At 35.8% G+C, this 13,915-nt stretch carries 9 protein-coding genes and 1 rRNA gene; 7 read left to right on the top strand and 3 right to left on the bottom strand.

Translation table 11 applies throughout. From position 1 onward, the window contains the following. Nucleotides 1-20: 20 nt before the first annotated feature. The 4 genes from rrf to DB41_RS05270 all read left to right on the top strand — a co-directional run bounded on the left by rrf (nucleotide 21) and on the right by DB41_RS05270 (nucleotide 3,759). Nucleotides 21-135: ribosomal RNA gene (gene rrf / locus DB41_RS05285) — 5S ribosomal RNA — on the top strand. A gap of 1,103 nt (nucleotides 136-1,238) precedes the next feature. Continuing rightward, on the top strand, nucleotides 1,239-1,370 hold the full coding sequence (locus DB41_RS12525) for a hypothetical protein (RefSeq protein WP_255350918.1): 132 nt from the start codon (nucleotides 1,239-1,241) through the stop codon (nucleotides 1,368-1,370). Nucleotides 1,371-2,170: 800 nt separating this feature from the next. After that, on the top strand, nucleotides 2,171-2,608 hold the full coding sequence (locus DB41_RS05275) for a host attachment protein (protein WP_039385137.1): 438 nt from the start codon (nucleotides 2,171-2,173) through the stop codon (nucleotides 2,606-2,608). A 473-nt stretch (nucleotides 2,609-3,081) separates the two neighbouring features. Next, a complete protein-coding gene (locus DB41_RS05270; RefSeq protein ID WP_039385134.1) occupies nucleotides 3,082-3,759 on the top strand; it encodes a leucine-rich repeat domain-containing protein in 678 nt (225 codons plus the stop codon). Between the two features lie 1,487 nt (nucleotides 3,760-5,246). On the opposite strand, the gene DB41_RS05265 is transcribed toward DB41_RS05270, so the two are convergent. From DB41_RS05265 to rpsO, 3 genes are all read right to left on the bottom strand, one after another. After that, on the bottom strand, nucleotides 5,247-8,150 hold the full coding sequence (locus DB41_RS05265) for a hypothetical protein (protein ID WP_039385132.1): 2,904 nt from the start codon (nucleotides 8,148-8,150) through the stop codon (nucleotides 5,247-5,249). Between the two features lie 974 nt (nucleotides 8,151-9,124). Continuing rightward, nucleotides 9,125-11,215, bottom strand: a complete 2,091-nt coding sequence (gene pnp / locus DB41_RS05260; protein ID WP_039385129.1) for a polyribonucleotide nucleotidyltransferase — start codon at nucleotides 11,213-11,215, stop codon at nucleotides 9,125-9,127. Between the two features lie 292 nt (nucleotides 11,216-11,507). Beyond that, nucleotides 11,508-11,777, bottom strand: a complete 270-nt coding sequence (rpsO, locus tag DB41_RS05255) for a 30S ribosomal protein S15 (protein ID WP_039385127.1) — start codon at nucleotides 11,775-11,777, stop codon at nucleotides 11,508-11,510. Between the two features lie 338 nt (nucleotides 11,778-12,115). Between rpsO and DB41_RS05250 the strand changes: the two genes are divergently transcribed. From DB41_RS05250 to DB41_RS05240, 3 genes are all read left to right on the top strand, one after another. Then, nucleotides 12,116-12,790: a hypothetical protein gene (locus tag DB41_RS05250; RefSeq protein WP_039385124.1), complete on the top strand. Its 675-nt coding sequence runs from the start codon at nucleotides 12,116-12,118 to the stop codon at nucleotides 12,788-12,790. 2 nt (nucleotides 12,791-12,792) lie between these two features. Beyond that, nucleotides 12,793-13,296: a tRNA adenosine(34) deaminase TadA gene (gene tadA, locus DB41_RS05245; RefSeq protein ID WP_039385122.1), complete on the top strand. Its 504-nt coding sequence runs from the start codon at nucleotides 12,793-12,795 to the stop codon at nucleotides 13,294-13,296. 187 nt (nucleotides 13,297-13,483) lie between these two features. Continuing rightward, the coding region (locus tag DB41_RS05240) for a DUF6444 domain-containing protein (RefSeq protein WP_039385119.1) at nucleotides 13,484-13,915 on the top strand (432 nt) is incomplete at its 3' end.

Below are 13,915 nucleotides of genomic sequence, written 5' to 3'. Positions count from 1 at the left end.
AAAAGCTAAGAACAATTTTGCTTGGTGGCAATAGAGAGAGGGAAATACCTGATCCCATACCGAACTCAGAAGTCAAGCCTCTTATCGCCGATGGTACTGCACACAAGAGTGTGGGAGAGTAGGTCGCCGCCAAGCTTTTTTTTTATTTACTCAACTACCGCTACCAAAATCTCTTCTGTCCTCCTGTTAGTCTATCTTGCTTTATCCAACCTTTTTTCCTTTACCATTCTATTTTTTTTATATTTATTGCGGTCTGTATACCCCCCCATTGGAAAATTCCATTTAAAGAGTTATACTGTCTTTTCGTGAGGAAGGAAACAGATGAGCTAAGAGATGTTTTAAATTCATCTTCAGATGGGAAGCGAGCAAGGTTTGCATGCTTTTTTTTAATTATCTTAACTTTTTCAACCTCAAACGTTTTAATCTTACCCAACTAGCCCCAGCTTTTCAAGAAAAAGCAAAACTAAGCTCCTCCTATAAAACGCTACAGCATTTTTTCTGAAAATTAAATTAAAAAGGTAGAGAATTTGAATTACCCTCTTCGGTTAGCTATCAGCTAATACTTTTTAGCACTATGGCCTGCCCTGTTATGCATTACTTAACAGCTGTTGACAGTGCTGCTTGGCTGTGCATACGGCAAATCCAAATAAAACGTTTTTGGCCAAAGATCAAGCTTTTTCATTTTCAACTTTTAATCCACTGCGGATACTTGAAAGCAAGTAAATGCGCTTATTACCATTTAGAAATGCGTGCTAAACTACGAAAAAAAGCTAAGCTGGGTTTTTTATTCTCCCTTAAAATCTAAAGGTTTTATTAAGGAGAGGTTATTTAAGCCAGGGCTTTGTTGCTAAGATTAAAGCTTACTTATTTCGTCTTATAAGCTCTTGTAAGAGCTTTTATTGCTACCCACCAGAGGTTGGCTTAAAAACGCTGTGAATGGGCGCTGTACAGCCGCTAATGAGGATATAGGCGGGTATGGTAGAATGGATAATTGATTAGGCTTTAAAAGGTCTTAAAAGGTCGCCTCATTTTAAAATCGTTAGCTAAATAGAAGAGTCATCGCTTAATTTTAAGTGATCGAAGATTTAGCCATCGTTAAAGTTAAAGTAGAGCTCCAAGTAATATTGCTGAGCTTATCTATTTGCCATCCCTGTATGGGATAGTTCAAACAAGCTTTTTAAAACAAACAAGGAGCGTAAAAAGAACCGATCAGTTTGGCGACAGAGGGGTTATCTTAAGTGACATTATATTTAAGAATGGCCACATACTTAAATGCAAAGGTAGCCGAAATGAAGCGGCAAAGGCTTTACTGCCAACTTTTAAAGCCGATCGAATATTTTCGTGTAGATTTATATAATTCCATGCAATAGAAGAAGCATTGGCAACTCTAAGCATGGCATCTAACTTGTGTTTAGTAACTAACCTACTGAGGAATGAAATACAGCAAAGTGGCACCAAAATGCTAAATTGCTAAAAAAGCTGAAGTAGTTTTTTTTAAGTGCTAAAGTTGTTGTTATTACTTAAAAGGTCTATCTTTAACTTTATCTAAAAGGGCTCTTCACCGGCCATAAGTAGTTATAGCCCTACAAAAGATAACTGAGCTTTTTTTAAGTAATTTTTTTTGTAGACCCTTAAGCCTCTAGTATATGGGTGAGCAGGGATCGTTATATTTATCTGTAGCAATTAGATTGATAAGACTATTTTGTGCCTGTGTCCAAATTCTAATAAAGCTGGATTTTTTTTGTAGGAAAAGAAATAAAAATTTAAAGGATTAATAGGAAAAAGAAAGGATAAAAAAATCTTGTAGCTAGGAGGAAAAAAGAGTGTTATTGTAAGCTCGGTAAATAGGCTTAAGAATAAGTAACGTGATAACTTGAAATAGATAAAGGCTGAGCCTAATTGTATTTTTTATAGTATTTTAAAAAGCTAAATACTAGATTATGCGCTAAGTAAATGCTTTTAAAAGATAGATTAAATATAAGCCTATTGAGAGCTTCATCAATTAAAAAACCTTTCTATAAAAGGTGTAAACGGACTTTATAAATCATAAGTGATAGAAAAATTTAGAAAAAGTTTTAATCTGTTTTTCGAGACTAAAAGATAGACAATAGAATAATCAGTTGCTTTTTTAAGAATAAAATTAATTGTTTTAATAGCATTAGGAGGAAGAATGCCACATACCTTAACTTGGATCGTAGTTGCCAATAGCTCGAAAGCTAAGATTTATCGTTTAGCAAAGTTTCCTAAAATTGAAGAACTTCTTGTCCTCAATCACCCTGAAAGCCGCTTACAAGATCAGGTGTTAGAAGGGAGAAAACCTGGACGTAACTTTCAAAGTGGAGGCACCACTCGTCATGCTTATGAACCTGAAACGGATCCTAAAGAGGTGGAAAAGGAGAAATTTGCTAGATCCTTAGGAGATTATATCTGCGCTGCCCATTATAAAGGTGAATTTACAAGGCTTTATTTAATGGCTAATCCTGCGTTTTTAGGATTAGTGCGCCATCATATAAATACTAGCACACAAAAAACTATAGTGGCTGAAGTTGCCAAAGATTTGACGGATTGTCCCATCCCTGAAATCGAACATCATCTAGTTAATATATAAAGTTTTCAATATCAGCTGTTCTGCCTCTCCCTATAGATAAAGGCCCTCAAATTTACCTAGGTAAATTTGAGGGCCTAAACCTAGTGTACTTATAAAAGGTAATTTTACATTAAAAAATAATATTTCTTACGTAAATGCCCGCAGCTGGATATGCTCTTTTACTAGCTAACGTGCGTAATTGCTTAATAAATTTATTAAGGATACTAAATAAAATTTTAAATACTAAGTAAATATAGCCTGATCTTTGCTCAGTAAGTTCTTCACTTATACAAAAGATGGGAGAAAAAGAAAAGAAAGTTTTAATTCCGCTTAATTATGCAAAATCAGTTTTTAAAACACTTTCAAACATTACCTGGACAGGTTTGCTGGTAAATATTATCTTGAAAAAAAATTTTTCCAGATCGTTTGGTATTAAATACTTATTGACATTTTTTTTATAATAAAATAAAAATTTTGTTAAAAAGGAGTACAGTATGCAAGCATTAACACAAACCTCTAGTTTAGATTCCCGATCCTGTCCTGATTTCCTTGAATCTCATTTACCTGGGCAGAATGATTATGATCTATCGATTCCTTCTAATGAGGGCATAAAAGATGCAGCAAAAAGTGTTAGTGAGATATCTCAGAAAATTAATCAGTTAAAAGAAATCAAGCAACTGTGTGAATTTATTGTTAAGAATGTGTATCTGAAAGGTCGTATCTATGTGCAGTATTCGAGAAGTTTAAAAGGTCACACGATAGCTCGACATATTCTGCACACATACTTAAACCATGATTTTTCTAATCCGAAAGAAGCTGAAAGAATATGCTTAAAAGATATCATGCAGCAAATTGAACAAATCCAGTTTTTAGAACTGAGTGGCGCAAAGTTAACAAATTTACCTGCTTATTTTAAATACCTGACAGGCTTACAGCATTTAAACCTTTGCGCTAATAATTTAACTTCTTTACCTCCTGAACTAAAAGAATTGGTTAATTTACAAGAGCTAAATCTGAATGGAAATCATTCATTTGAAGAACTGCCTCCTTTTTTAGACAACATGAATTTAAAAGTCATTAAAATTGGTAACACGAAGGTCAATAAAGCTTCTGTAAAACTCCAAGGTATTATTGATCCGGGTGCAATGATTCAAACATGGATAAAAATCTAAATATTCGTACTCATATTTAACGCTATTCATTGGATAAGAATATAACAATCCTATACTGCTTCACACCATAGCCTATACTGCATCATCTAGCTCATTGATGTTTATTTTTCCTTACGAGCAAATTGGCTGCAGGGGTTACGGGTGGTGTAAGCATGAGCTACCCTTCTCTTTATTAAATTAGCAAAGACAACTTAGCGGCGGTCAGGATGAGGATATTTGAGTTGATAAGGGTTCCCTAACATATTAAAAGTTTATGCATGTGATATAGCCACTTTTTATAAAACATTATACTCATAAGCAGCGCTTCGCTTAATGATAATTTTGGCCATCTACTTCTTCTATTGTTCTTGCCAATTAGAGGCCTCAAATAGCTTTCAAGCTACATTTTGCACTGTTTAAGGCTCAAGCTTTTTCCAGTTATCCTCTATCTCCGAAAAGGGACATTAATCAATCTCTCTCTTAACCATCATGATCTTCACTATTTAATTTTTTTGGTAAAAAAATCAAACCATGTGAAGAAGGTATTTCACTAGCACATGTTTTTTTATTCGTCTTACATAAGTACCTTTCTATGATGGTAATATCTAAGATATGATGCCAAAATGGTTTTGAAGAGTTATGGGTACACAACGCAAGATTTTAGCACCCAAGCTTTTTAAGGAGTGTAAAAAACAAGTTGTACGCTTTTAATCTACTCCTTATGCTATCATGTACTTTATAAAATCCCTTTTGCTAAGCAGAGAGGCATCTTTCAGAGGGTGGGGTATACAGACTAAGTTCTTTTAAAGCGTATTAGACGCTTAACCCTATGCATCCTCGAAAAAGATCTGTACCACTATTTGGTCGAGTGTTCATCAAAGAGTTACGGTCATGTGATGTGCTTCACAGAGAAGAGTGAAGCTTTGCCGACCAGGAGCTCTTTCATAATGTTTAGATGCCACTAAGATAGCCCAAGATAGAATGTTGTAAACCTTGCTTAGATGCAACTTAAGCTAGCCACAAAGTTAGATTGGCAGCGCGTAGCAGCCAACTTTTTTTCAGCAGGAAGAGGCGCGCAGAGGGCAAACAATCGATTAGCAGTGTAAAGGAAAAGAAGACATCCCTTATTTATTAGCAAAAGGAAAAGGTTATCTATAAGTTTGAGAAAATATTGCTGCCGAAATAAACGCCAGGTAGCGGAACCTTAGAGATAAGCTTTTGACATGAGAAATTTTTCTTTGGATTTATAGGCCACTAAATCCTGGCAAAAGGACTGGAGAAGGGTCATTTCTAGTTTAAAAAGAATAAGATGGCAGGTTAAATGGATATCTTAGCTGCAAAGAAAGTTCCAGCGAATGGTAGCTAAAGGAAAGAAAAATATTAAGGATTGGCAAAGATTGTTAGTTTGCAGGTTTATGAATTGACCAAGGGGTGAGATAGATTCAAGCTCTTCTTTGAGCTATTTCCTTATCGGGTAACTCGCCTTATTTAATACTCTAAAAGGTTTCCTAGCAGTCCTTAAGAGTACAAAGATAGTTGACAAAAGATGATAAACCGCCTTGAACTTCGTCTACAAAGTTAGAATGGTAATGATAAAATAATTTTTTTAAATCCTGTTGCTTGGATAGCTTGAGGATGTTATCTTTTACCTTTTCTTTTAAATCATCTTCGACTAAGCAATCTAGCTCTTCTTTAATTTGACCGATTATCGCAGCATATAAACGTAAATCTTTTTCCTCCTCTAGGCCTATTGTTAATCTCAATGCAGACCAGCACTCAATTAAATTGGCATTCGCAAATCCAAAGCTTTGGCTCATGGTGACAGGTAGATTATTTATGATATATCTAGCATACAAATAATACTGCATGATAACTACCAAAATATGTAAAAATTGCTCATCCTCCTTTCCAAAAAGTTCTCTTTGAAAACCATTCATATGAATCCCTATCATCGGGACTTTTTCATCTCTATAACCTATTTGAATTAAAGGTTTTTTAGTATTATTCTTTTGAGTGGAGCCTTGATCGGTAATGTCTTGTTTTTTTTCTATGACTAATCCCTGTTTTTGTAATTCCTTATAAACAAAGTCAGTATTTTTTCTTATTTTTTCTAGATAATTTATAATATTTTCACTGCAATGTTTGAGCATAAGATGAAAAAACCAGAAAGCTTCTTTGGAAAAGTTATCGTTTGCACTGCTTGTTAATAAACCTCTTAATAAATCATCTGCGGATGTATCGGAACTATAAACTTGTACTATTCCGCCCGGAAATTTATCTAGCCCAAGCTGTCCATACTTAGCTAGGCTGTTGGTTAAAATAAGAATCAATTTTCCTTCATTAATAGGAGTTGCAAATTCTTCTACTAGGCTGCGGACTTCTTCATGCATGAAAAACGTAGTGGCACAATCAAGGACCATCGCTAATGGACGTTTATTATCTTTATGTGTAACAGAGATAGAATCTCTTTTTTCTAAAATTGTTTTAATAATCTCTTTAACTTTTATTTCTTCTATGACAAGCCTTACCACCCGATTAGGGTAGATATCTGTAAAGATAACGTCATAATTTTCCAAGTCCGGAATTGTTTCAAAATTACTTAGCTGGGCAGTTTGGCAGGAAAAACGTTCTTTTAAGCAATCTTTAAGGCCGCCTGTGCTCTCACTGATTTCGTAGTAACTATTGGTGTCAAATATTACAGAGGGTTTAAGAGGCTCTCCATCAGGCTGATGAGATCCTTCCGCAAGCATCTGCAAAAGCCCTTCCGTAATGTTTCCAAAGCAAGCAATACCGCTTGTGAAAGTATATCCATTGCTTACCACTCCTTTAGGAGTAGGTTGGGAATTTAGGACTTCAGGAATAGTTTCAATTTCTTCTCTTTTGTACAATATTTGAAGCTGTTGAAAATGTTCGAAGACAAGAATGAATTTATTTTGGCAATCTTGGAAATTATTATAGCTGAGCTGGCTAAGATGTTTTTTTATCTTAATTAAACAATGAAATGCTGCTTTATATATAAGAGGATTTTCTACTCTTATGACCGGATTTGTGGCTGCGAGTAGTTTATAAAGAAACTGCAAATAGTGTGAGGTAAGTGTCGAGTTTTCTGCTGATTCAGATAAAAATTTCACGTACTCAAAAAGTTTTTGATGGGTATTTATTACTTCCTCTAGAGTAATCTCACGCTCTTCTAACGGAGGAATCTCTAGGTAGGTTTCGTAAGCTCTTCTCTGGGGAATAGGATAGTGGTCTAATAGAGATGTAATTCTATAGCCTGTACGAATTAAAAGTTCTTTGAGTAATACAATATCAGGATACGCTCCGTGAGCTCCTTGAAGGCTTTTAAATGTAGTTAAAAATTTCTGTAAGTTTTCTTTATTATTGCCATGGAAAAAATAGAGAGACTGGCCATCAATTTTTAATACCACCCCAACAATTAAATGATTGCCTTTAAAAACACTACCTAAAATTTCATTTATATTTTTGTTAGGGAGAATTGAGTTATCATGTTCATAGAATTTGAACGCTTCGGAATAATCTACAAAAGTAAAATCATTGTCTGCTGGTTTGTTATTAATCTCTATAAGAATATTCTCCAGATCGTTCGGTTCAGCAGGAAGATAGCGTCCTTTTAATATCTGACAGCAATTAATAATTAATTTTTCAAATTCATCATTTTTTATGAGGCTGATTTTGATATCTTTTAGCCAATTGTGTCGTTTCTGGATTTCCCTAAGAAAAATATTTACAATTGCTCCTCCATCTTCCCGGTGATAATGAGGAGCATTATCGTCTATATATTCGCTAAATGGATAGTTGTATTTATCCTGAGCAAAATTGATTAAAGGCGTTTTTGCTGATTCCACTAAATAATGGAGACACCAGACATTCAGCTCAGTGATAATGATTTTAATTGACTCATCTTTTATTTTTTCTAGCGAGCAAATGAACTGCGCGGTAGATAAAATTTTATGGTAACTTTTATAAAATTTCTGATCCAAAGTTTTAATATCAATTTTTTCAAGGGAGGGAGTTACTGCTACGCTGAATTTATTTTTAATAAACCTTTTCGTAATTTTGGTCATGTAATTGAATAAAAGATAGAGATTAGCTTGGCATTTATTAGGGTCCTTTTTCCAAAGCGGAGAAAGATAATTCGCAATTAAAGTAGGTTCAAGCTTTCCATTGCTATCTACTAAATCTTTTTTTCCTAGCCAACGTACAAAGATTTTGCGAAGAGGGCGGTGCTCTACTTCGATTGTTAGCACAAAATTTTGGAAAAAAGCAGTAAGGTCTTGCGTGGGGTCTTTATTTCTCTCAGTTGTAGGGAGGGTTTTATTTAAGTCACGGCAATAATTTTCTAGCTGCTTGAGAAGAGGTCTAGGAGGATTCCAAGAAAAAATATTATTCATTACTACCTACAGTTATGGGGCCTAAAGTTGAATAAATGGTTGATATGTTGCCGTTTGTAGTTTTTTGGCCAGTGTTAAAGCAGTTTATATCTATACCCTTCAAATTTGTAAAGAACTTAAATATCGTAATTATAAGATTTTTTTAATTTTCCTTAATTAGGATGGCGGGTTTAAAAGTTATGCAAGCGCCTTGAGGATTGGCTTGGCCTACTCACTTGTAAGATAGATCAGCTATATGCTAATTTTTTTACTTAGCTTTTGGGAAGAGAGGTTACGCTTTAAAAAGTCTTCTGAATACTTTTTTTGAGACTAATTAATGCCTTATGTTGCTTGATGGGTGCGTTAAGCAATTTTTTAGAAAGCAATTAATAATACTCATGCTGCGTCTATTAATCTTAGGGTGGATACCCGGGATAAGCTTATTCACTAATAGCTAGCTGACGGAGCTTTAAGATAAGCTTAAGCTAGGAAGAATTAAGCAAAAGGAGTATTTACTTTTATAATAACCTTCTTTCTAAGGTAGTGATAAGACACAAAATCAATGAGCTTTAATTATCAACGGCTTAAGTAGCAAGCTTTAAGAAAGCTAGTAGAGCGAAAATTAAGGGGCTGTAAGCGCAAAAGCATTGTTTAAAGATCGCGATCTTAAGAGTTACCAAAATTTATCAGATACTCATTAAAATTAAAGAATTGAGGTTAAAATAAGAGGCTTGCTAATAGAGGGTATGATTGTTTGTTAAGAAGGGATTTCTGATAGAAGGTCTAGCTAGCTGTTTTAAAAATTTAGATCACCCACTAAGAACATAGCAAAGAAATTTTTTAGCCAAGTAGCGGGGCTTAAGATGAGATTGAAAGGAATAAAGTTTGACACAAAAAGATAAGCGAAAAGTGATATGATAATAAAATATGAACATATTAAGGAATGAATAAAATGAAGGGAGATCGATAGAAATAGACTATCGATCTCCTCAGCATTATTTACTAAGAAGGGCTTTGCGGCTTAACTTAAGCTGGCCGCGTTCGTTGATATCTAAAACTTTTACAGAGATTACTTCTCCTTGTTTGACATGATCGGCTAAGTTTTCAATGCGTGTATGTTCAAATTCAGAGATATGGCATAACCCTTCTTTACCCGGTAAAATCTCTATAAACGCTCCAAAAGCTACTACAGAGGTAACTTTACCTGTATATGTTCTACCTATTTCTACTTCAGCTGTTAGGCCATGAATAATAGCTTTGGCTTTTTCAATACCTTCTAAGTTTGTAGAGGCTATGCTAATCAAACCATCATCGTTGATATCAATTTCTACCCCGGAGGCTTCGATAATAGCTCGAATTTGTTTTCCCCCTGGACCTATCACTGTTGCAATCTTACTAGGTTTAATTTGCATGGTTTCAATACGCGGGGCATAGATAGACATCTGCGGTTTGAAAGTAGGACAAACTTCCAACATCTTGTTAAGGATATGAATTCTGCCCTCTTTAGCTTGATTTAGAGCCGCTTGCATAATAGCAGGGGTAATACCTTCTACTTTGATATCCATTTGGAAGGCTGTAATGCCATGCTGATCACCAGCAATTTTGAAGTCCATGTCGCCTAAAGCATCTTCGATTCCCAATATGTCAGACAAAATTTTGTACCGTCCCTCTTCTAAAATCAGTCCCATGGCAATTCCTGCAATTGGGCGTTTAATAGGTACTCCTGCATCCATCATAGAAAGACAGCCTGCACATACTGTAGCCATCGAGGAGGAACCATTAGATTCTGTAATGGTGGATTCTAAGCGCATGGTATAAGGAAAGATATCTCGAGCAGGTATAATAGCTGATAAAGCTCTTTCTGCTAATTTTCCATGGCCAATTTCACGGCGTCCTGGGGCACCTATGCGTCCTACTTCTCCTACAGAGAAGGGAGGGAAGAAATATTGAAGATAAAATCTACGGCTACTCTCTTCATCGAGATCTTCATATCTTTGAGACATAGCTTCCCCACCTAATGTACATACACCTACCGCTTGTGTTTCACCGCGTGTAAATAATGAACTACCGTGCGTACGAGGCAGAAGGCCTTGCTCGATATCTATTGAACGAATCTGTTTACTGTCACGTCCATCGCTACGAATATTTTCTTCTAAGATCATTTTACGCATGTATTTAGACTGAAGATCTTTAAGAGCTGCATTAACCTGGTTAACGGAATATTTAGGTTCTTCTCCTTCAGGTAAAAGGGTATCTACCACAGCTTTTCTCATAGCATTCAATTTTTCTTCACGATCTTGCTTTAGATTGCTTCTTAAAGCAGGTTCTAAAAGAGGCGTAGCAAGTTTTTCAACTTCTCCTATGAGTTCTGTAGGCAAGCTTCTAAGGGTGGTCAGGTTTTTTTCTTTACCAATCTCTTTTTGCCAATTGAGTAGAGCTTGGCAAATAATTTTAATACTATTATGGCCTACTTCAATGGCTTCCATGAGTTGATCTTCGGTCAGAAAATCACAGTGGCCTTCGATCATAAGAATAGCATCTTCGGTTCCTGCTAACATTAAATCTAATTTAGATTTGGTCATCTGCTCTTGAGTGGGGTTGACAAGCCACTTCCCATCAATTAAGCCAATACGTACACCAGCTATAGGTTTTAATAAGGGAATATCGGAGATCACTAAAGCGGCTGAAATACCACAGATTGCCAATGGCTCTGTCATATTAATGCCATCGTAAGACCATACGTAAGACAATAATTGAACTTCATTATAATAGCCTTCGGGAAACATGGGACGTATTGGACGGTCTATAAGGCGTGAAATAAGGGTTTCTTTCTCGGAAGGGCGCCCTTCTCTTTTTATAAAGCCGCTAATCGTTTTACCCACCGCAGAAAATTTTTCTTGGTAATCAACTTTCAAAGGGAAAAAATCAATATTATCAGCCGCGTTAGCTGCCGCACAAGCGCTATTAAAAAGATAAGTTTCGCCTGCTTTTATTAAAACAGCCCCATTGGCTTGTTTACCAATTTTTCCTGTTTCAAATATTAGTTCTTGCTCGCCTACTTTAACCTTCATGAGGTGTGGTTGCATATTATACTCCTAAAATGTAGTTTGAATTTATAGATAGGTCGAAGGCTAAAAAAATATGCATAATTTTATGCTGTTTTCCCAGCAAGTGTCATCGAAGATTATAAAGAAGGCTAATAGATAGAACTCAGAAAACATACTTTAAATGACTGATTTAAAGCGCGATTTCTGATTTCTATAATCTTTAAAATTCTCCTTAAACTTGAGGCCTTCTTAAGGATAAATAGTCTTAAGCTTTGATTAACAAGGGCAGTGGTATGGGCCATCTGCCCCACTTAATATAAAGCTGCTTGCGTTACTTTCTTAATTTTAACTTTTTAATAAGTGACAAGTAGCGCAAAGTGTCGGTTGAGTTTAAATAATCCAATAAACGTCTTCTTAGGCCAACATGCTTAAAGAGAGCTAGCCTAGAAGCGTGATCTTTAGGAGAACGCTTAAGGTGCTCATTTAATTCAGCAATACGCTCTGTTAAAATAGCGATCTGGACGTCAGCGGAGCCTGTGTCTTTTTCATGAAGCTGAAATTTTTTTGTAATCTCTTCTTTCGTTCCTTTGTCTAGAGACATTCAGAAAATCCCCCGTTTAAGTTTAAAGCCCGACCATAGTTATGGGGACTTAATATATTAAAAAAATGTAAATCTATTTTTCTCACTCTATCATCACATCTTACCTAGGTAACTATTAAAAATCAAGTGCAATCTTGTTAGGGTGGGAGGGAGCCATGGCGAATAAAAGGAGAAATGTAAAAGAAAAAAGAAGAAAAGAGGTTTTTAGGATGAAGGGTCTATTTCATAGTTTTTAAATTAAACCCCCTAATAAAAGGTTCTCTTCTTGCATTTTCTCTGCTAAATTGGTAGATTCTTGATCCGTGCATAATCAAAACACCCTTGTAAGGAACTACTCTATGCTGAAAGACGCCACTTATAAAGAAAAATCTACAATGTTAATATCATGGATGCCTCAAATCATTGAGGAGGTAAAAAAAGACCTTAAACACGAGCATCTTAAAAACGATTTTAAATTTGTAAAGAAATATTTTCTAGGTAAAAACTTAAACAAGCTAACAAATGAAGAGATAGTGAACGCTTATACCTTAGCTTTAGAGCAGGAAGAAAATGGAGAAAAAATTGCTGAGTTTATCATTAATCGATGGCTCCTCAAGAATGCCGAGCTTTATGACTATTTTGAAGGGGCGTTGTTGCAAATATCTAATGATTTTACCCAATTAACTGAAATTGATGCAGATAAATCACAACAGATCGTGGAGGGCGCAGTTAGCCAATATGGAGCTGTACGTACTTATCTTTTTTCCGTTATGAATTCGGTAGTATTTCCTAAAGAAATTTATGAAAAGCTTAATAAGCGTGCTGAAGAAGAGCAAAAAGCCTTAGCAGCTGTAGAAGATGCTCAGGACGAACATTTAAGCCAGCAATCTTTGAAAGATTACTATGAAGAGCAAATCGCTCGCTTAGCGGATAAGTATGAGAAAAAATTGATTGGAATGCAAAAAAAATATATTCAAGATACAGAATCATTGAAAAAGCAAATGGCATTACTACAGAAAAGATTGAATGGGTAGCTATGCTTTTTCCTTTTACGTTTAAGCCTCAGTCAGAAGACGAAAAATTTATGCTTGAAGCATTGAAAGAGGCATGGAAAGCTTTCAGGCAGGGGGAAGTTCCTGTAGGAGCTGTCCTGGTGCATGAAGGACAAGTAATCTCTAGGGGATATAACCAAGTAGAACTGCTCAAAGATGCTACTGCTCATGCAGAAATGCTATGCATTACTGCAGGGGAAGTGGCAATGGAGAACTGGCGGTTAACTGGCACCACCCTTTATACTACTATAGAGCCCTGTTGTATGTGTGCAGGAGCTATGTTTTTATCAAGAATTTCCACTCTAGTATGGGGGGCACCTGATTTACGGCATGGGGCTAATGGGAGTTGGATGGATGTATTTGAGAAGGTTCATCCTACGCATAATCTTAACATTAAAAGAGGCGTTCTAGAGGAATATGGAGCCGCCCTCATGCGTGATTTTTTCAAAAAATGTCGCCGAGAAAAAAAGTCTTTGACTGACGAGTAGCTAGATTGCCTATTTAAAAATTAAAGAAGCACTTAAAGAAGCCGAGCCTCGAGCGATAAAAACTTATGCACATCTTCCATGCTTGCAAATCCTAATTTTCATAAGCCGTTACGGTGTTTATCAGTCAATTTTTGATAAATAAAATAATTTCTAGAGTTTATATTGACTTAATCATACATTGAATAGTATGCAACCATCATACGAGCAGCTATTTACAGAGAATGCAGAGCTAAGAGCTGAGAATGCTCAGCTAAAAGCTATGGTAAATAGATTGGAAAAGGTAATCACCAAGCTTGAAGCACGCATGGCTCAGCTGGAAGAGCAGCTTAATCAAGATTCTAAAAATAGTTCCAAGCCACCTTCGACAGATCAAAAAGCTAATCGTTCATTATTAACTAAAGCAGAAAATCGACCTTATCATCCTGGTGCTAGCCGTTATTTATTACCTGCTAGCGCAGTTACCTCGCATGAGGCTCGTTGCCTAAAAGCTTGCCCACATTGCTACTCTGCTATGCATGCCACTGATAAGATTTTTTCATGGCAGCAGATCGAGCTTCCTGAAATTAAACCTTTAGTGCATCAAATAGATTTGGTAACGAGCAGATGCCCTTGCTGCCAT

Origin of the sequence: Neochlamydia sp. TUME1 (assembly GCF_000813645.1) — a bacterium.
In the GTDB taxonomy this organism is placed as follows: Bacteria; Chlamydiota; Chlamydiia; order Chlamydiales; family Parachlamydiaceae; genus Neochlamydia.
This window is presented reverse-complemented; position numbering and strand designations above follow the sequence as displayed.

What these genes read in the sequence shown, in the direction of transcription:
- DB41_RS05275 (WP_039385137.1), top strand. Translation starts at nt 2,171, where the DNA reads ATGCCACATACCTTAACTTGGATCGTAGTTGCCAATAGCTCGAAAGCT.
- DB41_RS05270 (WP_039385134.1), top strand. Translation starts at nt 3,082, where the DNA reads ATGCAAGCATTAACACAAACCTCTAGTTTAGATTCCCGATCCTGTCCT.
- DB41_RS05265 (WP_039385132.1), bottom strand. Translation starts at nt 8,150, where the DNA reads ATGAATAATATTTTTTCTTGGAATCCTCCTAGACCTCTTCTCAAGCAG.
- pnp (WP_039385129.1), bottom strand. Translation starts at nt 11,215, where the DNA reads ATGCAACCACACCTCATGAAGGTTAAAGTAGGCGAGCAAGAACTAATA.
- rpsO (WP_039385127.1), bottom strand. Translation starts at nt 11,777, where the DNA reads ATGTCTCTAGACAAAGGAACGAAAGAAGAGATTACAAAAAAATTTCAG.
- DB41_RS05250 (WP_039385124.1), top strand. Translation starts at nt 12,116, where the DNA reads ATGCTGAAAGACGCCACTTATAAAGAAAAATCTACAATGTTAATATCA.
- tadA (WP_039385122.1), top strand. Translation starts at nt 12,793, where the DNA reads ATGCTTTTTCCTTTTACGTTTAAGCCTCAGTCAGAAGACGAAAAATTT.